Source organism: Streptomyces sp. bgisy159, assembly GCF_057707805.1.
Genome location: NZ_JBYIQX010000029.1, coordinates 39,302 through 64,562 on the forward strand (window position 1 = coordinate 39,302; position 25,261 = coordinate 64,562).

Sequence of the window (25,261 nt, forward strand, 5' to 3'; positions counted from 1 at the left end):
CTCGCTCTCCCCGCCCGCCCGTTCCGTTCCCTCGACCCCGGCGGCCGGCGCGCCGACCCCAGCCCGGTCCGGCCCATCGTGCGGACCTTCGGGAACAGGTCGGCCATGCCGTCCGCCCGTCGTGCGGCACCGCGCTGCCGAGGCCGCCGAAGGCGGACGCCCCGAGCTCACACCGCCGTCAGCCTGGCCGGCCAGCGCTCGAACCACCGCTCACCGGCCTCCAGTTGCGCGGCCAGCGACAGCAACAGGGGCTCGCTGTTCGCGGGGCCGAGCAACTGTGCGCCGACCGGCAGCCCGTCCGCGGTGAACCCGGCCGGGACGTTCACCCCGGGCCAGCCCAGCACGTTCCACGGCCAGGCGTACGGGCACGCGAGGATCACCGCGCGGTCGGTGGCGAAGCCGCCGAGCCCGGTCAGGGCGCCGACGCGTGGCGGGGGCGCGGCCGTGGTCGGGGCGAGGATCACGTCGTACGAGGTGAGGAAGCGTCCGACACGGCGCCGCAGTACGGCCTCCGCGCGCCGCGCCGCGCGCAGCGGTGGCCCGCCCAGGAGCCGGCCCAGCCGGGCGGCGCCCAGGGTGCGCGGGTCGAGCAGTTGGGGGTGGGGCGCCTCGGCGACGCGTTCCGCGATGCCGGCGGTGGCCCTCGGGACGAAGGTGAGCCCGATGGGTCCGTACGGCGGGTCGGCCTCCTCGACGAAGTGCCCCGCCCCGGCCAGTCTCTCGGCGAGTTCGACGACCCGGGCCCGCACCTCGGGATCGGGCCGGGCCGGCAGTGCGGTGAACGGCGGCCTCAGGGCGAGCGCGATGCGCAGCCGGCCCGGGTCACGGCCGACGGCGGCCGAGGCGTCCACGGCGGGCGGTCGGTGCGGGTCGCGCGCGTGGTTGCCAGCGGCCGCGTCCAGCAGCAGGGCCGCGTCGGCGACGGTGCGGGCGAGCGTCCCGTTGACGGTGATTCCCTGGAACGACTCGCCGCGCGGCCAGGTCGACACCCGGCCACGCTGCGGCTTGACGCCGACCAGATGGGTCCAGGCGGCCGGGATGCGCACCGAACCGGCGCCGTCCGAGCCGAGCGCGGCCGGGACCAGTCCGGCCGCCACCGCGGCGGCCGATCCGCCGGAGGAGCCGCCCGGGGTGTGGCCGAGGTGCCAGGGGTTGCGGGTGGCGCCGAAGGCGCTCCCCTCGGTGACCGGCCACTGCCCGAACTCGCAGGTGTTGGTCTTGCCGACGATCACCGCGCCGGCGGCCCGCAGCCGCCGCACCGCCTCCCCGTCCTCGGCCACGGGCGCGTGGGGGCCGGCGCACCCGAACGCGGTCGGTTCGCCCGCGACGTCCATGTCGTCCTTGACGGCGACCGGCACCCCGAGCAGCGGACGGCGTACCCCGCGGGCCAACTCCCGGTCCGCCGCGTCGGCTTCGGCGAGCGCGGCCTCGGCCCGCACGACGCGGAAGGCGTTCAGGGTGCCCTGGGTTGCCTCGATGCGGGTCAGGGCCTGCTCGACGAGCGTCCGGGCGGACACCTCGCCCTCGGCGAGTGCGCGGGCCGTCTCCGCGAGGCCTGCGGCGCGATCGGGCGTCATACGGTACCTCCGGGACGTCGTCGTCTACCGAACGGTAACCTCCGGCGCTCCGTCGGCGGAACATCTCCGCCCGCGTGCCGGGATCCGAAAGGCCGTCACCTGCGCCCCGCCGGCCCCGCGGCGGCCTGCCCGAACCATTGACGTGCCTGCCTGGCCCCTCTACGTTCTGACCGGCTTTCCGAACCATGTTCGGAATGTCGAACCCTGAGTCGTAGGGAGAGCCGCACATGACCACCCGACCCCCCACACCGTCCCGCCGCACCCTGCTGCGCGGCCTCACCACCGCCCCCGCGGCGGCGTTCGCGCTCGGCGCGGCGCCCGGTCTCCTCGGCACCGCCCGCGCCGCCGCCCCCGCCGCCGGCACTGCCAGCCGCTACACCATCGTGCCGTTCCGCAACAGCGACGACGGCACGGTCGACGTCTACGAGTCCGACGACGCCACCGACTTCCGACTGCTGCGGTCCGCCGCCTACACGCCGTCCACCGGCCGCATCCGCGACGCCGCCGTCCTCCGTCACTCCGACGGCTACTACTACCTCACCTACACCACCCACACCTGGCAGGACGTCAGCACGACGATCGGCTTCGCCCGCAGCGCCGACCGGCTGAACTGGACGCATCTGCAGGACTACCCGGTCCCGATCGCCGGCCTCTCCCGCGCCTGGGCCCCGGAGTGGTTCGTGGACGGCGACGGCGGCGTCAACGTCATCGTGTCCTGCTCACGCACCAGCGACGAATGGATCTTCACCCCCTACCTGCTGAGGGCCACCGACTCCACGCTGACCGAATGGAGTCCGCCGGTCGCCCTGTCCGGCCTCGGCGCCAACCACATCGACACCTTCCTGGTGCGCATCGGCTCGACCTACCACGCGTTCACCAAGAACGAGACGACGAAGTACATCGAGTACGCCACCGCCTCCCGCCCCACCGGCCCCTACACGATCTCCCGGACCGGAAACTGGGCGGGCTGGGGCAGCTACCGCGAGGGTCCCGCGCTGATCCAGCTCGACAACGGCGGCCGGCGCCTCTTCTTCGACGGCTACGGCGACGGAAAGTACTACTACAGCGACAGCTACGACACCTTCGCCACCTGGAGCACTCCCCGGGCTCTGCCCGGCATCTCCGGAAGCGCCCGCCACTTCACGGTCCTCAAGGAGACCGTCTCCGGCGGTCCGGACCCGGCCCGGAACACCCCCCGCTCCTTCCGGTCCGCCAACTACCCCACCCGCTTCTGGCAGGAGCGCTCAGGACTGCTCGACCTGCCGGTGGTGACCGCCTCCAGCACCACCGCCGAGAGGCAGGCCGCCACCTTCACCGTGGTCGCGGGGCTGGCCGACCCGAGCGGACACTCGTTCCGCGACGCAGCCGGCAACTACCTGCGCCACTACGGCTTCCGGGCCCGCTTCGACGCGAACGACGGCACCCCGACCTTCGCCCGGGACGCCACCTTCACCGCCCGCACCGGCACCACGAGCGGCGCGGTCCGCTTCGAGTCCCACAACTACCCCGGCCACTACCTGCGGCACTACGACTACGAACTGCGCGTCGACCCGACGGACGCGACGTCCCTCTTCCGGCAGGACAGTTCGTTCCTGCCGGTGACCGCCTGGGCCTGACGAGAAAGCCGAGAATGTCCGAGACGAACACCACCTTCCACAACCCCGTGATCCCCGGATTCCACCCCGATCCGAGCGTCTGCCGGGTCGGCGAGGACTACTACCTCGCGTGCTCCAGCTTCGAGTACTTCCCCGGCGTGCCCCTCTTCCACAGCCGGGACCTGGTGCACTGGACCCGGATCGGCAACGTGCTGGACCGGCCGGACCAACTGCGGCTGCCCCTGGACTCGCCGTCCTCCGGCGGGATCTACGCGCCCACGCTGCGCCACCACGACGGACGCTTCTGGCTGATCGTCACCAACGTCAGCGGCGACGGCAACCTGCTGTTCACCACCACCGATCCGGCCGGCCCCTGGTCCGGTCCCATCCGGCTGCCCGACGTGCACGGCATCGACCCGGACCTCGCCTGGGACGAGGACGACACCTGCTGGTGCACCACCGCGGGCGTCGCGCAGGTACCCATCGACCCGCACACCGGGCGGACGCTCGGCCCCCAGCGCCGCATCTGGTCCGGCACCCCCGGCGCCAAGGCCCCCGAGGCGCCGCACCTCTACCGGATCGGTGAGTACTGGTACCTCCTCATCGCCGAGGGCGGCACCGAACGCTGCCACAGCGTCTCCGTCGCCCGCTCCCGCACCCCCGACGGCCCCTTCGAACCCTGCCCGGCCAACCCGGTGCTGACCCACCGGGGCACCGAACACCCCATCCAGAACACCGGCCACGCCGACCTCGTGCAGGGGCCCGACGGCTCCTGGTGGATGGTGCTGCTCGGAGTGCGGCCCGGCGGCGGCTCGCCCGGCTGGCACGTGCTCGGCCGGGAGACCTTCCTGGTGCCGGTCGACTGGGTCGACGGCTGGCCCGTCGCCGGCGCACTGTCGCCGGAGGCGCCCGCCCCGCCCTGGCCGCTCCGCCCCGGCCCGGCCGTGCCGGTGCGCGACGACTTCGACGAGAACGAACTGGCCGCACACTGGGTCTCGGTGCGCCACCGGCCGCCGGAGGACTGCACCACGAAGGAACGGCCCGGCCGGCTGACCCTGCGGGCCCGCGGCGGCTCCCTCGACGAGCCGGACGTCACCTTCGTCGGCCGGCGCCAGCAGCACCCGGCCTGCCGGGTGCGCGCCCACCTCGACCCCTCGCGGGGGGAGGGCGGACTGGCCGTCCGGCTCGACGAGAGCCACCACTACACCGTCGAGGCGGCGCCCGGCCAGGTCCGGGTACGGGCCCGCATCGGCCCGCTCACCGGCGTGGTGGCGTCCCGGGAGGCACCCGCCGGACCCGTGGTCCTGCGCATCGAGGTCACCCCCGTCGACGCCGGGTACGACGCACGCAGCGGTCCCGACACCGTGTCCCTGGGCTTCGAGAACCCGGAGGGCGGCTTCGTCGAACTGGCCTCGCTCGACGGCCGCTATCTGTCCACGGAGGTGGCGGGCGGCTTCACCGGCCGGGTCATCGGCCTGTTCGCCTCGGCCGGCTCCGTGGACATCGACTGGTACGACTACGAGCCGCTCGGATCCTGACGACGCCCAAGGTCAGCGCCGGTACAGGCCGACGACGGTGCCGCTGGCCAGCTGCTGCCGGTCCAGCACCGCGTGCGCCTCGTCGGCGCCGACCCGCTCCGGCAGGGACACCGGCGCGGGAAGGGCGTAGAGGCGGAAGAAGTAGCGGTGGGCCCGGTCGCCGACGGGGGGCCGCGGGCCGCCCCAGCCGGCTTCCCCGAAGCCGTTTCGGTGCGGCTCGGCGCCCGGCGGCGCCTCACCCGCGTCCAGCCCCTCGGTGCGCGGGTCGATGCCGGTGACCAGCCAGTGCACGAACGTCCCCGACGGCGCGTCCGGGTCCTCGCACAGCAGGGCCAGCTCGGCCGCCTCCTCCGGGACACCCGACCAGGTCAGCGGAGGGGAGACGTTCTCCTCGTCCTTCGCGTGGCGGCTCGGGATCATGCTGTGATCGCTGAAAGCCGCGCTCTTGAGTTCGATACCGGACATGGAGCCGGAGTACCCCTCGCGACAGCGGCCATACGCCCCCGCCGGGAGCCGCCGACCCGGCCGATCCGGTGCCCGGCCGGGTCGGCTAGCGGCGTCGCCGCCCGCGCGCGAAGGTGGTGGCATGGTCGGAGAGTCGGGTGACGAACGCGCCGAGCGGCGGCAGGGCGACAACGGGCACCGCACGGTCCCGCACACCGCCGACGTGCGGATCGAGGCCTGGGGCGCCAGTCGCGAGCAGTGCCTCGTGGAGGCGGTGCTGGGCCTCGTCGAGTGCTTCGCGGACGTCTCGCGCGCCCACCCGACGGCCGTGGAACGGGTGCACCTCTCCGACGACGACGGCGACGACCTGCTGGCCGCCCTGCTCGACGAGGTGATCCTGGAGCTGGAGGTGCGTGGCCGGGTACCCGTGGACGTGGTCGTGGAGCCGGCCGGCGAGGCACTTGAGGCACGGCTCGCGGTCGCGGAACTGTCCGACGTGGAGATCGTCGGCGCTGCGCCGAAGGGCGTGTCGTGGCACGGGCTGCACATCGGCGTCGACCCCTACGGCTGGTCCTGCGCGGTGACGGTCGACGTGTGACCGCCGCCCGCTGCCGCGCGGCGGGCCGACCGCGCAGCGGGACCCGCGGCCCGGGGCGGAAGGGCCTTCGGAGGTCAGCCCTTGACGACTCCCAGCGGCACGAGCCGCGCCACCGTCCGGCACAGCCCCGCGCCCTCACTCGCGCTGACCACCGCGTCGACGTCCTTGTACGCCTCCGGGGTCTCCTCGGCCAGGCCCCGCCAGGAGCGGGCGGCCACCGCGATGCCGGAGCGCGCCAGCCGGGCCCGCAGCTCCTCGCCGGTGACCGAGCGGGCGGCCTCGTGGCGGCTCATCGTGCGGCCCGCCCCATGGCAGGTGGAGGCGAACGCGTGCCCGCCCGTCACCCCCGCCAGCACGTACGAGGCGGTGCCCATGGTGCCGGGGATCAACACCGGCTGGCCCGCCGCCCGCAGGTCCTCGGGCAGCTCCGGATGGCCGGGCGGGAACGCCCGGGTGGCACCCTTGCGGTGCACGCACAGGCGGCGCGGCACACCGTCCACGGTGTGCGTCTCCAGCTTGGCGAGGTTGTGCGAGACGTCGTACACCAGGGACAGCCGGATGCCCGCGACCCGGCGGAACACCGCGCGCGCCGCGTCGGACAGCACCTGGCGGTTGGCGCGGCCGTAGTTGGCGGCCGCGGCCATCGCCCCCAGATAGCGCCGCCCCTCGGGCGAGTCGACGGGCGCGCAGGCCAGCTGCCGGTCCGGTACCGAGATGCCGTAGCGGGTCATGGCGCGGTCCATCATCCGGACGTGGTCGGTGCAGATCTGGTGGCCGAGCCCGCGCGAACCACAGTGGATCATCACGCACACCTGGCCCTCCGCGAGACCGAAGGCGTCCGCCGCGGCCCGGTCGTACACCTCGGCCACCCGTTGCAGCTCCAGGAAGTGGTTCCCGGACCCCAGACTGCCGACCTGGCCCAGGCCGCGGTCGCGGGCCCGCTGGTGCACCTGTCCCACATCGGCGTCGGCCACCGCCCCGCCGTCCTCGCAGCGCACCAGGTCACGCTCCTCCCCGCGGCCCTGCTCCACCGCGTACCGGGAACCGTCCTCCAGGAGCAGCTCCAGCTGCCCCGGCCCGGTCAGCGGCCACACCCCGCCGGGGCCCGCGCCACGCGGAACGGCCCGGTCCAGGCCGGCCATCACCCCCGGCAGGGCCCGCCGGAACCCGCCGGTGTCGCAGTCGGCGGCCAGCAGCCGCACCCCGCACGAGATGTCGAAGCCGACCCCGCCGGGGGAGACCACCCCGCCGTCGTCCACGGCGGTCGCCGCCACGCCGCCGATGGGGAAGCCATAGCCCCAGTGGATGTCCGGCATGGCGTACGAGGCGCCCACGATGCCGGGCAGGGTGGCCACGTTCACCACCTGCCCCAGGGAATGCTCCGCGTCGCGCAGCAGGTCCGCGGAGGCGAACACCACGCCCGGCACCCGCATCGCGCCGCGCCGTTCGATCCGGAAGCGGTACGGCCGTTCCTCGACCAGGTCCCTCATCGCCGCCCCTTGTTGCAGAAACCGCCGCAGCCGGGTCTCCGGCCACGCGTCGACCACGTCGGCCCGGGTGAGCCGGCCGCGCTGGGCGGTGCCCACGCCGTACCGCGTGTCGGCCAGGTGGAGCGTGGCGTGGGCGTCGCTGTCGACGGCGAACCGCACTCCGCGGCGCCGAGCCCGCACCATGTACTCGTCACGCAGGTCCAGCCGGTCCGGGTGGGCGTTGATCTCCAGCGCGGTGCCCCTGCGCGCGCACGCGGCGGACACCTCGTCGAGGTCGGCGTCGATGCCCGGCCGCCTGTCGATGATCCGTGCGGTGGGATGTCCGATGACGTAGGCGAAAGCGCGGCCACCCCGTCGTTGGACCGAGCCACACCCTCAGAGTACGACCGGACGGGGAGGGGTACCCGGCCGGTCGCGGACCGCTAGTTCAGGAGATGACTCGGATGCTGATCCTCGGACTGCTCATAGTGCTGGGCACGGGCGCCTTCGTCGGTCTGGCGATCGCCGGCAACCTCTCCGGCGGGCCGGACTACACGGTGTCCGTCCTCGGCAACGACATCGCGACCATGAACGGTCTCGCCCTGTTCTGCTCGGGGCTGGCCCTCGCGCTGATCTTCTGCCTCGGGCTGGTCCTGATGACCGGCACCGCGGCCCGCCGCCACCGCCGCCACCGGGGCACCGGTTTCCGTCGGCACCGCATGTTCGGCGGCAAGGCGGGGCCGGAGGCCAGGGCCTGAGCCGCCGGGCTCAGCGCTCGGTGTAGATGAAGCCGATCTTGTCGATCTCGTCGCCGGCGCGCCCGTGGAACCCGGCGATCTGCCGGCCCGCGGGCGCGGTGCGGGTGACGCAGTCGGAGGTCGTCGTGCCGCCGACCAGGACGCGGCCGAGGCTGGTGGTGAACCGGACGGAGAAGATGCGTGTGCGGCCGTCCTTCCGGCCTCGGCAGACCTGTGCGGTCGTCAGGTACTCGTCCGGGCCGAGGGTGAGGGAGTCGGCGGTGCCGCCGGTGCCGCCGTGGGTCAGCGTGCTGCCGTCGGAGAGGGTGACGCCCAGCGCGTCGACCCGGGAACCGGCGCGCAGCGTGACGGTGGTGGTGCGGGCACCGGCGGGCACCCGGCCGATGTCGGTGAAGTGGTCTCCGTGCGGGCCGCCGAACGGATCGCTGAGCTGGAAGGCGGGGTTGCGGGCCCAGGCGAAGCCGACGGCGAGCGGGTCGTGGTCGGAGAGCATCAGCCCGCCGTCGGTGAGAAAGGCGGCGTGCTCGTTGGCGTACGAGGTGGCCGTCAGCGAGACCAGTTCGCTGCCCCGGTAGAGGATCTTGTCGACCACCTCGCAGGTGTCGGGCACGGTCGGACCGGTCTGGTCGCAGAGCAGCGGGTCGCTGCCCTTGGCGGGCGGGGTGCCGCCGCGGACCAGCTGGACCCAGGCGTCGGTGAGACCGTTGGCGGCGGCGAACTCGGCGATCGTGTCGCCCGCGCGCGTGTAGCGGGTGTTGGTGTCGCCCATGACCACGACGGCGTTGCCCGCCGACTGGGCCCGGATGAACTCGGTGAGCTGGCCGAGGTTGTCGGCGCGCGCCTTGAGGTCGTCGGCGTTGCTCCCGGCGTTGGTGTGGACGTTGTAGAAGTCCACGTAGACGCCCTCGGCGAGGCGTTCGCGCAGGAAAGTGAACCCCTTGGGGGTGAGGCAGTCCCCGGAGCCGAAGGTGCAGGTCCGCCACCGCACCCGCTCGAAGTCGTCCCCGTCGTAAGGCAGCCGGGACAGCGTGTTGAGGCCGCTGCCGATGCCGGCACCGCCGCTGGTGGGGGTGCGGTAGGGGTGCGTGGTGTCGGTGGCGTACAGGCGCGCGTGGTAGTTGAAGTCCTCCTGTACGTGGACGATGTCGTACGGCGCGACGCGTCGGCCGATCTCCTCGGTGGCGGGCTCCCGCGGGGTCGGGGCGCTGGAGATGGCCTCGGGCAGGCCCGCGACGTTGTAGCTGAGCACGCTGAAGGTGCCGGAGCCGGCGGAGACGTCGGCGGGGGCGGCGGCGGACGCAGTGGGGGCGGCGGCGGTGAGTCCGCCCAGCGTGGCGGCTGCGGCCGCCAGACAGGCGATGAGTCTGCGCATGCGGTTCTCCTGTGGAGTTGGTGCGGGCATGTCAGAAGTTACCGTCGGTCACAGTGGTGTGGTAAGGGCTTTCGGTCATTCGGGGTCATGAGTTGGCCGGCCGTACACCGGCCGTTCGATGTGGCCGAGGCCACCCCGTTCCCGTGGTCACGGCCATGTCCGCCGGGCCCGGGGCGGGCTACCGTTTCCCGGAACACCCGTTCATCTGTTCACCGCAAGATTTCGGACGGCCCGGCAGTGCTCGCAGATCTCTCCCCGCTCATCGCGGCGACCGCCCAGTGGCTCATGCGCGCCTACCCGCCCTGCGGGGGCGCGATGGCGGCCGCCCTGTGCGAGGTCCAGGCGCGCCAGGCCGTGACCGTCGCCGCCTGGCTGCGCTACCCCACCCCGACCGACGCCGCCCTGGTCGGCATGGCCGGCCCCGGCGGCTCGGCGCGGCTGGACTGGATCTCCGGCGGTGACCAGGGGAGCGCGGACCCGGACGCGGACGAGGCCGCCTGGCGGACCTGGGTGGACGAGGTCGTCGCCAGCTGGGCCGCCTGTCTCCTGGCCGACCCCGCGCTCGCCCGGGAGGCCGTCCTCGCGGTCGGCGACAGCAGCCACACACCGGGGATACCGGTCGAGTTCCGCCGCCTGGTCGACCCCGACGAGCGCGACCGCCAGGCCGCGGCCCTCCTGCGCCACCCCGACCTCGTCGCCCCCGTCTGCGACCTCCACCGGTCCCAGCTGAGCGACCGGCTCGCACCGGGGCAGACGCTCATCGCCTGACGGGGGCGCGCATTGCCCCGCCGAGGCGGGGCACGCCGACGCAAGGGTGCGCCGACGCGGGGCGCCTGACCGCGGGGCTTCCTGCTGGCCGGAGCGCCCTGATTCGGGGCGGCGGGTTCGGCTGGTTCGGCTTGCCTTCGGCCCTTCCCGACCGTTGTGTCGCCGGGTCGGACCGCCCCCCGTCGCCGCCCCGCGCGCGGCTGCCGTTCCCGGGCCCGTCCGCCCGCGGCCTCGCGCCCTGCCGTACTGCCCGCACCGACCGGCCCGGTCCCGTCTGCGCCGGCCGGTGCGGGCTGCGCACCACGTCGACTCAGGAGGGGGCCGGCCTGCCGGGCTCGGCCGCGGGGGCCCGCACCCGGCAGGCCGGCGGCGGCTCAGGCCACCACGCGCAAGGTGTCCCGGGAGGCGAGGTCACCGTCCAGGTGGGGGAAGGGCACCGGGGCGCGGAGGCGGCGGGTGCGTACGGTCAGGCCGGTGGCGATCGTGCCCGCGACGATCAGGCCGCCGGCCACCAGAGCCCCGCGTGCGCCGGCCAGCTCCACCAGCAGACCCAGCGCCGGCGGACCGCCCAGGCGCCAGACGGTGCCGATGCCGTTCCACACGCCCAGCACCCGGCCCCGCAGACGAGCGGGCGGGTCGGTCTGCAGCACGGCGGTCCCCGCGGTGTCGGAGACCGACTCCACGACGGCCATCGGCAGCACCAGCACCATCAGTACCGCGAGGGAGGGCGACAGCCCCGCGGCACCTGCAGCAGCCCGCCCACCGCCGCCAGGACACCGACCAGCCGCACCGAGGGCCGGCGCAGACGGGCGCCGAGCAGCGCGCCCACGATGCCGCCGACCGCGAGCACCGTGGAGACCGTCCCGAAGGACCCGGCACCGCGGCCAGCGGGCCGGTGACCAGCACGGCCAGGGTCAGCCCGTAGTTGCGCCCGAAGACGGCGCTCACGCCGGTGACGGCGGCGAGCGCGACCAGTCGCGGGCGCCGGGCGAAGAACGCCAGCCCCTCGCGCAGGGACATGTCCTGGCCGTCGGTCCCCCGGTCCTCCCGGGGGACCGACGGACGGGCGAGCTCCGCGCCCGGCGCCGGCCGCAGGAACGGGATGACCGCCGCCACGAACAGGAACGACAGCCCGTTGGCCGTGTACGCGGACGCCGTCCCGAGGAAACCGACCGTCACGCCCGCCAGTGCGGCGCCGACCAGCCGGCCCGCGTTGTGCACCAGCGCGCCGACGCCGATGGCGGAGGGCACGTCCTCCACCGGGACCAGGTCGTTGCCGAGCAGCGCGCACGCCGGACCGTCGACCGTGGCGATCACACCGGTCACGGCGGCCAGCACCAGCAGGGACGTCATGTCCAGCCGGTCCAGCGCGACCAGTACGGCGGTGGCGAAGGCGACGGCGCCCAGCAGGGCCTGGCTGACGCCCGCGGTCAGCTTCCGCGGCCAGCGGTCCACGGCGGCGCCGCCCAGCAGGCTCATGAAGAGTGCCGGCGCGGCCTGCACGGAGACCGACAGGCCGGTCGCCGCGGCCGAGCCGGTGATCTGGAGCACCAGCAGGTTCTGCACCGTGAGCTGCATCCAGGTACCGGCATTCGACACGAAGTTCGCGACGGACCACCAGCGCATGCTGCGGTGACGCAGGGACCGCCACGGTGAACGGGAGCCCTTCGCGGGGTTGAGCCCGGCCGCGGGCAGTGGCCCGGAGGGAACGGAGTCGGAGGCCGGGTCGCCGGAGTCGGCGGCGGCGGGAACAGGGTGAGAGGCAGAAGGCACGGCGCGGTCCCCGACGCCCGTACGAGGGCGCCGTAGCTGGGGAGCGGGGAAGACGGAAACCCCGAGTCATGTCCACCCGGGCGTGCCACCTGCCCGCCCGTGCCCCAAATTCCCCTGGCCACAACCGTTTTGGCGGCCGAGTGCGGTCCCTCACAGCGCCGGGCGTCAGAGCAGGGCGGCCGGGCACGCCACAGGGCCCGCCGCCGACGGGATGCTGTGGGGCAGTTCGCACCAGCATCCGCGACGGCGACGGGCCCCGTGTGGTGCCCGGACGGACGGCTGAGCCGTCAGGCCTTCTTGCCGCGCCCCGAGAGAGCGTCGCGCATCCGGTCCACCAGCCCGGCCCCCGGCGCCATCATCTTGTTGGCGGGCGGGGTGTCCGGAGCCGACGGATGCGGCCGGGTCGGAGCCATCTTCTTCGCCTTGCGCACCTTGTCACCCAGCGTGTCGAGCGCATCGGGGGAACAGGCCGCCTGCAGTTTCGGGAAGAGGTTCTCCTCCTCGTCGACCACATGGGAGCGGATCTCGGTCATCAGCATCCCGATGAGCCGGTCGAACTCGGGGTCCCCCGCGTCGCAGCCCTCCAGATCCTTCATGATCTGCTCGGCCCTGGAGTGGTCCTCGATCTCCCTGTCGGCGATGGCGTCCCCGTCCGCCACATGCTCCCGCACGGCCGGGTACAGGTACTCCTCCTCCGCCACGGAATGCCGCACCAGCTCCATCGTGGCCTGGTCGGCCGCCACCTTTCGGTTCTTGTCACCGGTCGGCAGCGCCTCGATGCGGCCGAAGATCTCCTCGACCTCCCGGTGATCGGTCACCAGTTCGTCGATGACGTTCCCGCCATGTCCCATGTCCTTCACCTCCAGACTGGCAGCGCCGGCCCGGACGGGCCCGCCGGCACACGGGTAACCCGTGCGCCGCCCGCCACACACCGTGCACCGCTCACCGCGCCGCCACCCCTCCCGCATCGGGCTGCCGTGGCTCACGGGGCGCGGGGTACGCGGCCCCATTATGTTCTTCGCGGTCCTGCAGAAGGACCGCTGGCCTCCGGGCCCGGCATGACCGTTGCCCCCTGTCGAGGGCGTGACCTAGGGGGTGGTGTCGCCGGGCCCGAGGGGTGCCGTCGGAGACGCTGAGAGCACACACCACGGCCACGGGCTGACTCCGGCCGGACGCTCCCCAAGGCCCCGCGCATGGCGGCCCGGGTCATGGACGACGTCTTCGACGCGCTCGACGAACAGACCGTCGTCGTTCCCGGCATCGGCACCCTCGACGTGGTCATCCCGTCCCTGGTCCGCTCGCTCGCCGCCGTCCACGAACAACGCCGGGCCCTGGAAGCCCAGTTCGACGAGTTGCTGGAGGCCCACCCTCTTTCCCAGGTCCTGACGTCACTGCCCGGCGTCGGCGTCAGGACCGCCGCAGTCCTGCCGGTCACCGTCGGCGACGGCACCAGCTTCCCCACCGCCGCCCACCTCGCCTCCTACGTCGGCCTTGCCTCCGCCACCAAGCAGTCGGGCACCTCGATCCGGGAGGGATCGAGTCGCATCCGGATCAGAGTGATCGTGTGCATGGCCCGGTTGAGCTGCCGGTCGCCGCTGCGGTTGAGACGGTGCCGGTTGGTCAGCCCGGACGATGCAGGGATCAGCGAAACCGGCGAAGGAGGCGGAGGCGGCTTCTGGGCGGAATCATCCCTGGTGAGACCAGCTGACCAGGATCTGGGCGGCGGTGACGGTCCGACTCCGAGTAAGCCGAGGAACTCGAGAGCGTGTTGCCGCACCAGGGTGAGGATCTCGTTCTCACGTTCTCGGCCCTGGCCTGCAGATCCTGGATGCGCTGGGCCGTGGACCGCATGGCTTGCACCGTCATCCGGTGCTCGATGCCCTGGGCCGGGCGGTCGGCGGAACTGAGACCGTACAGACCCCGACGTCACCTTCGTGCCCCACGCACCTCGATGATCCCGGGGGAATTGCAGAGCGGATCGAGGCTCACCTGCGCTGGTTGCCTTGCAGGGGAGAGCTGAGCATACGAGAATGATTGTTCATGTAAGTGGCCCAGTCAACGCCTACGAATTTAACGCTGTAGGAGACCGACGCCTGTGGAAACGTACTCTTGAGCCAGGATTGACACCCTGCGTAGGTGCACGGTTCGAATTCGGAGTAAATTTCGAAGACGTCCTCGGCCCTTACGTCAGGATACTGCTGCCGCGCCTGGTTCCATGCCATTTTTTCGGCATGCACACGAGTTTCCGGGTCGCTGAACGCGGCCACGAATTTCACACTGCGGCCTGGCCCGGAACCGACCCAGAATCGGAAGACGGCAACGTTCCTCTCAGTGTGTTTACGCTCCGGATCATTCTTAAGTCGAAAAATGTATGCAAGGCGACTTCCTGCCGTGGTGCGGTATTGCACCTGTCCTGGGGGTGCGACCGAAGGAGCAGGCATCTCCGCCGCAGCAGCAGGGGCTGAGGCGGCAGCAGTCTCGGACGCAGAGGTGATTCCCCGACGCTTTGTGGCCGGTTCCGCGGTCGTCTCTCCCAAGGGCTCTCCAACCGGCGGTCCCTCGAACCGTGGCCTTTTCTTGCTGCCGTTGAGGCCGTTGGGGTCGGTGAGCAGGACGGGGTTGTTGCCGGCGTAGGAGTAGAGGGACAGGTTGGACGGTTCGTAGACACCGTTGTCGGGGGTGCCGTCGGGGTATGTGGCGATAGCGGGGTCGGGGTTTTGCCAGACCTGGGTTCTCGGGTCGTAGTAGCGGGCGCCGTAGTAGTAGAGGCCGGTTTCGGGGTCGAGTTCCTTGCCGGTGTACTGGTAGGGGATCGGCTGGGCGGGGTGTTCGCTGACCCAGGTTTCGCCGCCGGGGAGGTACTGGAGGTGTTCGGCCAGGCGGCCGCGGCTGTCGGTGACGAATCCGGTGGAGCCGAGGCGGTCGGCGTGGGTGTAGTACTGCCGGTCCTCGACGCGGTGTTCAGGTTCTACCGTCTTGGTGAGGAGCCGATTGTCGCCGATGTAGATGTTCTTGACGGACTGGTTGCCGTCGGTGGCGTAGTACTGGTTGGGGTAGATGTGGAACTGGGCCGCGTCCTTGATGACGCGGTTGCCCTGGTCGTCGTAGTGGTAGCGGGCTGCGTTGGGGGTGCCGCCGGCGTTGTCGCATGACTGGGGGGTCTGCGGCAGCGTGTGGCTTGGGACGTTTTCGTGGGTGCAGGCGAGGCGGTTGTTCTCGTCCCAGATGAGTTGCCGGCGGGGGCCGGGTTGCTGGTCACGGCTGGTCTGGTTGCCGTTGGCGTCGTAGATGAAGGTCTGGTCGCCGATGGTGGCGGGGGCGTGGGGGTGGGTTTTGTCGTAGGTATAGGGGTGGTGGTAGGTGAGTTTCTTGTCTGTGGTGGTGGTGCCGTAGAGCAGGAGTCGGTGGTCCTGGGCTTTGCTGGTGATGTTGCCTGTGGTGTCGTAGCGCAGGTCGAGCCGGTAGGTGTCGGTGTGCGGGGTGCGGGGCTGGTAGGAGCCTTCGGCGTGGGTGAGGCGGTCGAGGTCGTCGTACTGGTAGGTCTCGATGCTGGGGCCGCCCACCTGGGTGCCGACGTCGGGGTCGGTGGGCGGGGTGGTGTCGTTGCGGAGGGAAGTGATGTTGCCGGTCGGGTCGTAGCGGTAGGTGAGGTTCTGGAACTGGTAGCCCTGGGCGAGGCGGGCGGTGAGGTGGGTCAGGCGCCGGTTGGCCGGGTGGTAGGCGTAGGTGGTGCGGGTGCCGTTGCCGGTGTCGAGCAGGACGGGCTGCTCGAACTTGTCGTAGTCCAGGCGGGTCAGGTAGCGGTAGGTGTGCTCGGCTTTGGTGCCGGTGGCCCGGTCGGTGTGGCCGCCGCTGTCGTAGTCGTACGCGACGGTTTCGCCGTCGGGGTAGGTGAGGGCGAGCAGCCGGTTCCAGGTGTCGTAGCGGTAGCGGGTGGTGAAGGCGCGGGTCTTGTGGGCCTGGGTGGTGACGGTGCGGGTTTCCTCGGTGACCTCGCCGAGGGGCCCGTAGGCGCGGGGGAGGGTGCCGGCGCCGTCGGTCTGGGCGGTGACGCGGCCGGCTGCGTTGTGGGGGGCGCCGGGCGGGCCGTAGGTGTAGTGGACGTCGTTGGCGTGGAAGCGCGGGTAGCGGATGTCGGTCAGGCGGTTGTGGTCGTAGTCGTAGTCGATCGCCTGTCCGGCGGCGGCGAGGTTGGCGGTGACCGTGCGGACGGGGTTGCCGGCGAGGTCGTATGCGGTGGTGGTGGGGCCGGTGTCGGGGTTGTCCAGGGTGGTGCGGCGGCCGAGGCGGTCGTAGGCGGCGGTGGTGGTGTTGCCGTGGTCGTCGGTGACGGTGGTGAGCTGGCCGAGGGGGTCGTGGGTGTAGCTGGTCCAGATGACCGGCTGGCCGCCGGTGGGGTTGAAGTCCTCGACTGCGGTAGTGCGTTGGCGGACGTCGGTGTAGGCCCGGCGTGGGTGGCCGTTGGCGTCGGTGGCGGTGGTCTGGAATTGGGTGTGGCCGGCGCGGTCGGGGCCGAAGGCGTAGGCGGTTTCGGTGTGGGTGGTGTCCGGCAGGTCGGTGCGGGTGACCCGGTCGAGGACGTCGTAGGTGAAGGTGGTGGGGGTGACGGTGTCGCGGGTGTCGTTGAAGGTGGTGTTGGCCGGGGACTTGGGTTCGGTGACCGGGTGGTACTGGTGGGTGGGGCGGCCGAGGAAGTCGTAGTCGACGTGGCCCGAGACGGTCATCGCGTCGGCCGGGGGCGTGTCCGGGCCGGTGTGCAGGGCGATGTCCTTCTTGGTCTGGACGGGGCGGCCCAGGCCGTCGGTGAAGGTGATGGTGTCGATGGTGTCGTCGCGGACGGTGTCGTCGGCCTGGCGGTCGATGTTGTGGGTTGCGGCGTAGGGAACGGGCGCGTCGGGGTGGTAGTCGAAGGCGATGGTGACGTGGCCGGTGCCGGTTTCGTAGGGGCCGGTGACGGTGGCGGGGCGGCCGGCGGCGTCGTAGGTGGTGCGGGTGGTCTGGCCGTTGGCGTCGGTGACGGTGTCGGGCAGGCCGAACTTCAGGTCGGTGGTGGCCTCGGAGCGCAGGCCGAAGCTGTCGGTGACGGTGGCGATGTGGGTGTGGACGTCCGGGTCGTAGGTGTAGTCGAGCCGGTAGCGCTGGCCGTGGTGGTTGGGCGGGGCGGTGACGGTGCGCAGGTTGCCGTCGGGGAAGTAGGCGAGGTCGGTGACCGCGTCGGCCCCTTCGGTGAGTTCGGCCCGGATCTGGGTGATGTCGCCGTTGGCACAGTCCACCGTCGCCGACCGCCGGCGCATCAGCGTGTCGTCGCCGCGGACGTCGATCGCTGTCGGGATGCCGGTGATATGCGTCGCCCGGCAGGCGGGGTCGTCCGCCGAGTAGCGCATGCGGGTGTCGACGTCGTCGGCGGAGCCGATGTCGCCGGCGTCGAACATCCGGATGGGGTTGCCCAGTTCGTCATACTTCGTGGTGGTGTAGGTGGCCTTGGCCGGGGTGAGGCGGCCTTCGTGGAAGCGGTTGTCGGTGCGTACCGGCTGCGGGAAGATCGTCGCGGTGGTGTCGGCGGGGTCGGCGTCGGTGCCGGGTGCGTCGATGTCGCGTAGTTCGTAGGTGTATTGGGTTTCCAGGTAGGGGCGGTCGTCGGCGTCGACGGTGCGTTCGCGTACCGGCAGGCCTCGGGTGTAGTGGCCGTCGGTGCGGTATTCGCGGATGACGCTGCGGTAGACCGCGTCGTGGTCGCCGGGGTTGGGGTGCTGCTCGACGATGCGCCCGTATCCGTCGAACTCGCGCTCCAGGCGGTCGAAGACGCCGTCGTGGTAGATGTAGGTGGTCAGTTGCACGTCCTGGCCGTCGCCGGGGTGTCCGTCGTCGACGGCCACGCGGGACAGGTTCCAGCGCGAGTGCGGCTGGCGGTAGGTGTTGCCGTCCCGGGTGTAGCCGAAGTCGAGGCGTCCGCCCAGCGGGCGGTGGACGCTGTGCAGCAGGTTGGTGCGGCCGGTGGTGTTCAGACGGGCGGTGAGCTGGTCGTCGCTGGTGGACTCCAGCTGGTCGACGTTGCCGTCGCCGTCGATGTCGGCGAGCATCTGCCGGGTGCGGCCGACGCCGGTGGAGGCGTTCGCGCCCGGGTTGATGATGACGCACAGCCCCGGCAGGGGGCAGATGGGGATGGTGGCGTAGGCGCCGCCGCCGAGCTGGGCGTTCTGGTCGCGGTTGATCCGCGGCAGACTGCCGTGGAACGGTACCGGAGCCTGGAATCCGTTGCCGGTGTTGACCGCGACCTTCAGGGGCGCGTCGTCATCGCCTGCGAAGAGGCGGTCGGGCAGGCCGTCGCCGGTGACGTCCTGGAGGGTGGCGGCGGCCGAGGCGCTGTTCTGCGCGTAGGAGGCGCCGCCGGCGAAGCCGTAGAAGTCCGTCTGAAAGCCGATGTTGGCGCCCCAGCTGGTGCCCTCGCCGGCGTTGAGAGCGGCCGGGTTGCGCCACAGTTCCCTGGCGCCGAACCGGTAGCCGAGGTTGAGGGCGACGTTGCCGTCGCGGTAAACCTGGTCGGGCAGGCCGTCGCCGTTGACGTCGAGCAGATCGTAGCTGGCGTCGGAGGTGCTGCCGCCGAGGTCGCCGCCCACACCCAGCGGGGGCAGCTCGTTGCCGGACTCGGCGGTGTTGGCAGTCCGGCGGCCGGTCGGCGCGGCATCGCCGCGGCCCGTGCTCAGGGTACGCGCGGCGCTGCCGGCGCTGACGTTGCCGGTGACGTTCCAGTTGGTGCGTGCCGCGGGCTCGGGCAGGGACCCTCGCGTGCTGCCCAGGCCTCCGCCGGGGTCGGAGAACTGGATGCCGAAGGGCGAGACGACGTCGGGGAACTGATCGCCGTTCATGTCCTGGAAGTCGATCAGACCGGCACTGCCGCCGGTGGCGACGCTCCCGCCGAGGGAACCGCCCCCGCCGACGGAACCGGTCAGCGACAGCTGGTTGCTGTAGGCGAGCCGGGGCACCGCCGTCCCCGCGGTCCACCGGCTGGGGTCGGGCACGCTGACCGAGCCCGCGCCCAGGCGGGAACTGCTCGCGCCACCGGGCGAGACCCACGAGTCCTCGCCGCTGCCCCACCGCCGGTGCCGCGGGTCGGGGGCGAAGGGGATGACCTTCGGCGGATCGACGCGCGGGTCCGCCTGGAAGGCGTCCTTCTCCGCCTGCGGGTCGACGGACCGGGGGAGCTGGTCACGATAGGAGTCGTCGATGACCAGGTCGCCCTGTTCGATCGGCCTGCCCGCACGGTTCTCGTTGCCGTTGTAGCCGACCGCCGCCCAACCCCGGTACCGCTGGGGGAACGCGCCCTCCTCCAGCGCGCTGTGCAAGGCGCTGACAACGGGAACCGTGACGGCGTCCTCCCCGCTGCCGGTGGTGACCGTCACCGACGGGCGGGCCAGCTTGTAGGACAACTGTGTGCTGGGTGTGCTGAAGTCGAAGAAGAGGTCGTCTCCCGCCCGTGCCTGCACGCTGAACGGCTCCGGCACCGGCTCCTGGAGTTCCCCGCCGCGCACCGTGAAGAACCGCTTGGCGATCAGCTCCCCGCGGCGTTTGACCGTGAACGCGATCCGCGCGTCCGGCGCGCCGGGGAGCAAGGTGAGATCGGGGGACACGGTCACCGGCCCGTCGGCGGCGACGTGATGGAAACCCTGAGGCGCGGTGAGCCCGTCCTCGGGATACATGTCCGCGGCATACGGCGGATCGATGGTGACCAGCGGGTCGCCGTCTTCGTCGGTGAGCCGGTCGACGCCCTGGGCGCTGGTGTAGACGGCGCGCGGCTTCCAGGAGATCCGGCCGAGGTCGACGGGGGAGTCGGTGGCGATCCGCCACTGGAGGGTCTGTCCCTTCTCGACGTTGATGTCGAGATCGACGGGCGCCGTGCCCGCGGCCGTCCCGGTCAGGGTGCGCTCCAGCACCGGGCTGCCGTCACGCGTGATCACGACGGTGACGTCGTCGCTGGTGGCGCCGCTCTTGGTGACGTCGCCGCTCAGACGCAGGACCCCGGTGAAGGGGGCCTTCACCTTCGAGGCGCGCCCGCCCAGGACGAAGTCGTGGGATGCCTGGTAGCGGTGGACCGGCAGTCCGTTGACGTCATTGCGGTCGGGCACGTCGAGATAGCTGACGACCGGGTCCCAGGTGACCTCGTCCAGCGCGCCGTCGGAGACGGACTGGACCCGGAAGTACAGGCGGTCCCCGCGGGTGACGGTGATCCGGCCGACTCCCGTGGGGGTGTGCTCGCCGTCGTCCCGGGCTTCGATGCGGTCGGCCCACAGTTCGGTGTCCTCGTGCTGGATCGCGACACGTACTCCGTCGGCGTCCTGTGAGCGGGCGCGGGCGTCGGCGGTCTCGGGGGCGAGCCGGACCGCACCGTCGATGCTGATCGTGCCGGAGAACGGGGCCACCCAGCGGCGGACGGTGTCCAGCAGCGCGTTGGAGTGCGTCAGCCGCTCCCGCTGCTCGGCGAAGTCGGGGAATCCGCTCGTGTCCACGGCCCCGTCGCCGACCGGGACGGGGGTGTCCTCGCTGCGCACGCCGTACACGGGTGTCCCGTCCGTGCCGATCCGGCCGAACAGCACGCTCGATCCGTCGACCAGATCGGGAATCTGGTCGCCGTTGACGTCACTGAAGTACCGGTCGGTCACGGTGAACGTGTTGACGTCATCGAGCTGCGCGGCGACCGCGCCCGGGTAGCCTTCGACACCGACGGTGAACGACGCCGTGTGCTGCCGCATGAAGCCCGGCAGGTCCAGCTTCCTGGCCTCGTCGGCGAAGGCCGCCCGGCCGCCGGGACCGGACAGGTTCTTGCGGTACTTGACCGTGTTCCCGTCCCGGAACACCTTGTCCGGCAGCCCGTCGGCGTCGACGTCCACCAGCGCCAGCAGACCGTTGTCCTGGGCGTAGCCGAAGCCCAGCTTCTCGCCGACGGAACCGGACTTGGTGGGCTCGGCGCCGATACCGACGTACAGGTGGCCGCCACCGCCGTCGCTGGTACTGGCACCGAGGGCGCTGACCCGGCCGACGTGGTCCGGAGGCCGATCGAGGCCGCCCTGGCGCAGGTTGTCCGACGGCGATGTCCACGGCACCTGCCTGAACGCCCGGTAGTCGCCCTGCGCGTCACGGATGTCGTCGTAGTAGTCCAGGCGGTGCCGGCCGACCAGGGCGAGTTCGGCGTCGTACTGGTCGATCGAGCGCAGCAGCGTCTTGTCGAACGCGCCGGTGGTGTACGTGAACTCGTACCGGCGGATCAGCTCGTCGTCGAGCCGCACGTCGACACGGCGCAGCCGGTCGGCGGTGACGCGTTTGAAACCGCCCCGCGCGTCGATGGCCCTGTCGGCCCGCAACGGCTCCCCCAGCTGCCGGTCCCGGGTGAAGGTGACCGAGTAGCGGCCGTCGCTGCCGCCACTGTCGGTATAGGTGATCTTCTGCAGGTACAGGTTGCTGCCCGGCTCGCTGCCCCCCTCGACGCCGGGGTCCTCGACGCGGGCGTAGTTGTAGCGCATCACGTTCCCGTGCGCGTCGCGGACCTCCTTCAGCGCCCACTCGAAGACGTTGCCGGAGCCGTCGGTGAGGGTGGCATCCGCGTGCGGGCCCTGGCTGCCTGTCGGCGCACCGTACAACCAGTGCGTCCCGGACTTGTCCGTGACCTCCCACCAATAGCTCGCGGGGCCGCTGTTCCCGTGGCGGACGATCCGGGCGAAGGACCCCTCGGTGCGGGCATGGAAGACCTTGTCTCTCTCCGACGTCCGCGGTTGCGGCGGACCGCGGTGCGCCAGAGGCGTCAACTGCTCCCCGTCGAGCAGGTACGTCTCCGTCTCCCGGCTTGCGTCGTAGCGCGGGACACCCCACCGGGTCTCCACCGTGATCGCCGGGGCGGCCAGGTCCCACCCCACGCCCATCCAGCCGTCACCGCCGCCAGAGTTGTAGCCGACGCTCAGCGCAGGCTGCAGACCCTGCCGGCCCGGCGGCACCTCGATTGGGTACGAAAGCCTGTTCTCCCCCTGGTTGTCGGCCTCGGGAGGGGCGATGAGGCCGATGCCGACGCCCGGATCGGCGGCCGCGATTTTCTGCATCTCATCGGCGCCGAAAGAGGCGACCGCCGGATGCTCGGGAACCGTCACCGCCTCATCCGCCCCGCCCTTGGTTACGGCCGGCAGCGAACGGCTCGCCGGAGCAGCAAGAAAGGGCGGGATCAACAGCAGTGAGACGACCAGCGCCAATGTGGTCCTGATCAGGCGCCGGTTGCGGAGCCGGGGCCTGCGGCCGCATGAGGGAAGTACGAGCATCTTTCGCCACCCCTTGTGCGTGATGGGGTCGGTGGGGGGAGACCAGGTCCGTTGAGCAAAGGCGGTACCGGCGCACAACAGCCGGACCGACGACTCGCGGGGTCAGTGCCAGCCCAGGCCGGTCGACACGCACACAGCGGAGGCGCCCTCGGGCTTCGGTGATGCAGTCAGTGGGAAGCAGGCGAGACCCTCCCGGAAGGGCTCGCACCTGGCGCCGACGTCCGCCACGCGGGACACCCACTCGACCCGTGATGCTTCACCCGCACCACTCACGGTAGGCAACACGCCGTCAACTGTCCTTAACAGAACACCGATACCACCCGAATGGGGCAGCGCACGGGCAGCGGACATCCACCACCGGCGCAATACCCCCACCTGTTTCCCGACGCCCGCGCACGCCCCACCCAACCACAAACACCCACCAAGAAAGCGCTCCGCATGGCTCAGTGGCTCGCTTGACGAAAGACATGGAGGCACCCCCGGGTGGCCCCGCGCTCACTCGGCGCCGCGGAGGGCGACCCAGGTGGCGTGGTCCACGACCCCGTCTGCCGGGAGGCCCCGGTCGCCCTGGAAGGCCCGCACGGCGGTCTCCGTACCGGCGCCGAACGTGCCGTCCGGGTCGGGCCCTCCGTGACCGTAGCCGCGTTCGCCGAGCAGGCACTGCACCTGCGAGACTTTTCTGCCGCTGTCGCCGCGGCGGGTGCGCCCGCTCCCGGGGTAGTGCGTGCAGGGAGAGTCGGCGGAGGATTCGGCGGACTCGGCCCCCGGGGTGCTCGCGGCGGGCGCGGGCGTGGTTCTCGCGGGCGGCGTCGGCGCGGTCGCGGGCGGCGCGGCGCGGAGCGTGGCGGGACCCGGGCTCTCGGCGGCCTCCGCACCGGTCTCCGCCCGGCCGCTCGCCCGGCCCGCGGCGGAGGCCCGCGCGGGGGTGCCGGGCTCCGGCGGCGCTTCGGCCTTCTCCGGTACCGCGTCGGTCACACCGGACGGCGGCGCGACCTTCTCGGGCGCCTCGGCGGTCGCGGGACCGTGCCGCTCGCTGTGGGCGACCAGCCCGGCGGTGGCGGCGGCCAGAGCGACACCGGCGGCGACCCCGAGCAGCCGCGTCCGGCCCCGGCCCGCCGAGCGCACGGGTGCCGCCTGCTGCGCGGGGAGGCGGGGCGGGGCCGCAGCTCCGGCCCGCCGTTCCGGCGGCCGCAGCGCCGCCGCCCGCGCCACCGGAAGGCGGCGCAGCGTCTCGTACGCCCGCTGCCGCGCCAGCAGCCGGCTGTGCAGCGGTTCGGGCCAGCCGGCCACCGGGGTGCGGAGTTCGGCGGTGGCGACCAGGTCGAGCGGGGCCGGTCGGGCGGTGGGGTCCTTGGCGAGGCAGGCGGACAGCAGCCGGCCCAGCTCAGGGTCGGCGGCCGCGATCACGGCGATCGTCCGCGGGTCGGGCGGTTCGAAGGCCACCCGGTGCATCACGTCGACGCCGGTGCCGTCGCCGAACGGGGCCCGGCCGGCCGCCGCGAACACCAGGGTGCCCGCCAGCGAGAACACGTCGGAGGCGGCGTCGCAGTGACCGGTGCGCAGGTACTCGGGTGACATGTAGGCGGGGGTGCCCACCCGGTTGCCCGTGCCGGTGATCGCGCTCGCGTCGGCGGCCTTGGCGATCCCGAAGTCGATCACCTGGGCGCCCGGCAGGGACAGCAGCACGTTGGACGGCTTCAGGTCCCGGTGCACGATGCCCGCGCCGGCCAGCGCGGCGAGCGCCCGCCCCAGCCGCGCCACCAGCTCCCACACGGCGGGGGCCGGCAGCGGGCCGTCGCCGCGGACCGCGGTCGCCAGGTCGAGGCCGGGCAGGTACTCGGTCGCCGTCCACAGCAGGTCGTCGTCGAAGCCGGTGCCGCACAGCCGGGGAGCGTGCGGCGGGCCGACCCGGGAGTGCACCGCCGCCTCCTGGGCGAAGCGCCGCCGGAACCGGACGTCCTCGGCGTACTCCGGCCGGATCACCTTCACCGCGGACAGCCCCGGCCGGTCGTCAGCGGCCCGCGCCAGATAGACCCGCCCCATGCCGCCGCTGCCGAGCAGGGCCAGAGGTACGTGGGGGCCGACCCGGGCCGGATCGCCGGGCCGCAGGGGAGACGCGCCGGTCTGCCGGAGCGCGGCGGCCTCGTGCGCCGCGGGACCCGGTGGTGTTGGCCGCTGGTCGGACACGGAACTCCCGAAGTCATTGTCGCCGTACGCCAGTTCGCCCGGAAAGGGGATCACGAGGCTAGTACCGGACGGGGCCTGCGTTCAGGCTTTCCAGCACTTCGGTGGGCTCCGGCGGGCGATTCCCGGCCGGTGACCGCCGGAAGGGGGCCGGAGCGTGCTGCTCCGGCCCCCTCGTCGAGGCGCCGCGGAAGTACCGCCCAGGTGGCCGCGACTCCTGAGGCGGCTCCTGTGCGTGGCCGTCGAGGCGGTCAGGCGGCGGTGGGCTCGGCGGCGTGGTCCTGCAGTCGGGTCACGACCTCGGTCAGCTGCGCGGCGACCTCCGCGTCGTCAGCCGGGTGGGTCGCGGCGAAACGGGTGACGGAGCCCGGGATGGACAGCTTGATGTCCTCGATCACCCGGCCCCCGGCGATGCCCACCGACTTGCGGGTCTCGTCCTGCGCCCACACGCCGCCGTACTGGCCGAACGCGGTGCCCACCACGGCGACCGGCTTGCCGCCGAAGGCGCCGGCGCCGTACGGCCGGGACAGCCAGTCGATGGCGTTCTTCAGTACGGCCGGGATGGTGCCGTTGTACTCGGGCGAGAAGAACAGGAAGGCGTCGGCGGCCTGAGCGGCCTCACGCAGCTTGGCCGCGGCGGCGGGGACACCGCCCTCCACGTCGACGTCCTCGTTGTAGAAGGGGATCTCCGCGAGGCCCTCGTACAGCACGACCTCGGCGCCCTCGGGGGCGAGCTTGACGGCCGCCTCGGCGAGCTGGCGGTTGTGCGACCCGGCGCGGAGGCTGCCGACGAGCGCGAGGATACGGACAGACATGACGCAACTCCCAGGGAGGAAACAGTACCGAAACAATCCGGACCGAGGTCCGCTTAATTTCTAGCACCCTAA

The 25,261-nt window shown here is 72.3% G+C and carries 13 protein-coding genes and 3 pseudogenes; 6 read left to right on the top strand and 10 right to left on the bottom strand.

What is annotated here, in order from left to right; genetic code table 11:
- Positions 1–167 precede the first annotated feature (167 nt).
- The gene (locus tag AC3ET3_RS24920) at positions 168–1,577 is read right to left on the bottom strand and encodes an amidase (protein WP_432136716.1); all 1,410 of its coding nucleotides are present in this window, start codon (positions 1,575–1,577) and stop codon (positions 168–170) included.
- Between the two features lie 227 nt (positions 1,578–1,804).
- Here AC3ET3_RS24920 and AC3ET3_RS24925 point away from each other — a divergent pair, with 227 nt between their 5' ends.
- Together AC3ET3_RS24925 and AC3ET3_RS24930 are read left to right on the top strand one after the other, a co-directional pair.
- A complete protein-coding gene (locus AC3ET3_RS24925) occupies positions 1,805–3,193 on the top strand; it encodes a glycoside hydrolase family 43 protein (protein WP_435612921.1) in 1,389 nt (462 codons plus the stop codon).
- Between the two features lie 14 nt (positions 3,194–3,207).
- Positions 3,208–4,710, top strand: coding sequence for a glycoside hydrolase family 43 protein (locus tag AC3ET3_RS24930; RefSeq protein WP_435612922.1), 1,503 nt, complete (start codon positions 3,208–3,210; stop codon positions 4,708–4,710).
- Between the two features lie 12 nt (positions 4,711–4,722).
- On the opposite strand, the gene AC3ET3_RS24935 is transcribed toward AC3ET3_RS24930, so the two are convergent.
- On the bottom strand, positions 4,723–5,175 hold the full coding sequence (locus tag AC3ET3_RS24935) for a YbhB/YbcL family Raf kinase inhibitor-like protein (RefSeq protein ID WP_432136713.1): 453 nt from the start codon (positions 5,173–5,175) through the stop codon (positions 4,723–4,725).
- A 121-nt stretch (positions 5,176–5,296) separates the two neighbouring features.
- On the opposite strand from AC3ET3_RS24935, the gene AC3ET3_RS24940 reads away from it, so the two are divergent.
- Positions 5,297–5,752, top strand: a complete 456-nt coding sequence (locus AC3ET3_RS24940; RefSeq protein ID WP_435612923.1) for an archease — start codon at positions 5,297–5,299, stop codon at positions 5,750–5,752.
- Positions 5,753–5,826: 74 nt separating this feature from the next.
- Here AC3ET3_RS24940 and AC3ET3_RS24945 read toward each other — a convergent pair whose 3' ends face one another.
- On the bottom strand, positions 5,827–7,506 hold the full coding sequence (locus AC3ET3_RS24945; protein WP_488191838.1) for an RtcB family protein: 1,680 nt from the start codon (positions 7,504–7,506) through the stop codon (positions 5,827–5,829).
- A gap of 179 nt (positions 7,507–7,685) precedes the next feature.
- Between AC3ET3_RS24945 and AC3ET3_RS24950 the strand changes: the two genes are divergently transcribed.
- On the top strand, positions 7,686–7,979 hold the full coding sequence (locus AC3ET3_RS24950; protein ID WP_432136711.1) for a hypothetical protein: 294 nt from the start codon (positions 7,686–7,688) through the stop codon (positions 7,977–7,979).
- Between the two features lie 10 nt (positions 7,980–7,989).
- Here AC3ET3_RS24950 and AC3ET3_RS24955 read toward each other — a convergent pair whose 3' ends face one another.
- A complete protein-coding gene (locus AC3ET3_RS24955; protein ID WP_435612924.1) occupies positions 7,990–9,351 on the bottom strand; it encodes a jacalin-like lectin in 1,362 nt (453 codons plus the stop codon).
- Positions 9,352–9,588: 237 nt separating this feature from the next.
- Between AC3ET3_RS24955 and AC3ET3_RS24960 the strand changes: the two genes are divergently transcribed.
- Positions 9,589–10,119 (top strand): hypothetical protein, encoded by a 531-nt coding sequence (locus tag AC3ET3_RS24960; protein ID WP_435612925.1) that lies wholly within the window; start codon positions 9,589–9,591, stop codon positions 10,117–10,119.
- A 374-nt stretch (positions 10,120–10,493) separates the two neighbouring features.
- Here AC3ET3_RS24960 and AC3ET3_RS24965 read toward each other — a convergent pair.
- Both AC3ET3_RS24965 and AC3ET3_RS24970 read right to left on the bottom strand, forming a co-directional pair.
- Positions 10,494–11,745, bottom strand: a pseudogene (locus AC3ET3_RS24965) (MFS transporter).
- A 434-nt stretch (positions 11,746–12,179) separates the two neighbouring features.
- Complete coding sequence (locus tag AC3ET3_RS24970; protein ID WP_435612926.1) at positions 12,180–12,743, bottom strand: hemerythrin domain-containing protein; 564 nt, start codon at positions 12,741–12,743, stop codon at positions 12,180–12,182.
- 327 nt (positions 12,744–13,070) lie between these two features.
- Here AC3ET3_RS24970 and AC3ET3_RS24975 point away from each other — a divergent pair.
- A pseudogene (locus tag AC3ET3_RS24975) lies at positions 13,071–13,418 on the top strand (transposase); the annotation flags it as partial.
- Positions 13,419–13,423: 5 nt separating this feature from the next.
- On the opposite strand, the pseudogene AC3ET3_RS24980 reads toward AC3ET3_RS24975, so the two are convergent.
- The 4 genes and pseudogenes from AC3ET3_RS24980 to AC3ET3_RS24995 all read right to left on the bottom strand — a co-directional run.
- A pseudogene (locus tag AC3ET3_RS24980) lies at positions 13,424–13,543 on the bottom strand (transposase); the annotation flags it as partial.
- A 334-nt stretch (positions 13,544–13,877) separates the two neighbouring features.
- A complete protein-coding gene (locus tag AC3ET3_RS24985) occupies positions 13,878–22,025 on the bottom strand; it encodes a SpvB/TcaC N-terminal domain-containing protein (protein WP_435612927.1) in 8,148 nt (2,715 codons plus the stop codon).
- Positions 22,026–22,685: 660 nt separating this feature from the next.
- Entirely contained in the window at positions 22,686–24,377 is a 1,692-nt protein-coding gene (locus AC3ET3_RS24990) for a protein kinase domain-containing protein (protein ID WP_435612948.1), read from the bottom strand.
- Positions 24,378–24,625: 248 nt separating this feature from the next.
- The gene (locus AC3ET3_RS24995; protein ID WP_432155321.1) at positions 24,626–25,189 is read right to left on the bottom strand and encodes an NAD(P)H-dependent oxidoreductase; all 564 of its coding nucleotides are present in this window, start codon (positions 25,187–25,189) and stop codon (positions 24,626–24,628) included.
- Between the last annotated feature and the right edge of the window lie 72 nt (positions 25,190–25,261).

Bases quoted from the DNA above. Each gene is read 5' to 3' on its own strand.
- AC3ET3_RS24920 (WP_432136716.1), bottom strand. From the start codon at position 1,577: ATGACGCCCGATCGCGCCGCAGGCCTCGCGGAGACGGCCCGCGCACTC.
- AC3ET3_RS24925 (WP_435612921.1), top strand. From the start codon at position 1,805: ATGACCACCCGACCCCCCACACCGTCCCGCCGCACCCTGCTGCGCGGC.
- AC3ET3_RS24930 (WP_435612922.1), top strand. From the start codon at position 3,208: ATGTCCGAGACGAACACCACCTTCCACAACCCCGTGATCCCCGGATTC.
- AC3ET3_RS24935 (WP_432136713.1), bottom strand. From the start codon at position 5,175: ATGTCCGGTATCGAACTCAAGAGCGCGGCTTTCAGCGATCACAGCATG.
- AC3ET3_RS24940 (WP_435612923.1), top strand. From the start codon at position 5,297: ATGGTCGGAGAGTCGGGTGACGAACGCGCCGAGCGGCGGCAGGGCGAC.
- AC3ET3_RS24950 (WP_432136711.1), top strand. From the start codon at position 7,686: ATGCTGATCCTCGGACTGCTCATAGTGCTGGGCACGGGCGCCTTCGTC.
- AC3ET3_RS24955 (WP_435612924.1), bottom strand. From the start codon at position 9,351: ATGCGCAGACTCATCGCCTGTCTGGCGGCCGCAGCCGCCACGCTGGGC.
- AC3ET3_RS24970 (WP_435612926.1), bottom strand. From the start codon at position 12,743: ATGGGACATGGCGGGAACGTCATCGACGAACTGGTGACCGATCACCGG.
- AC3ET3_RS24995 (WP_432155321.1), bottom strand. From the start codon at position 25,189: ATGTCTGTCCGTATCCTCGCGCTCGTCGGCAGCCTCCGCGCCGGGTCG.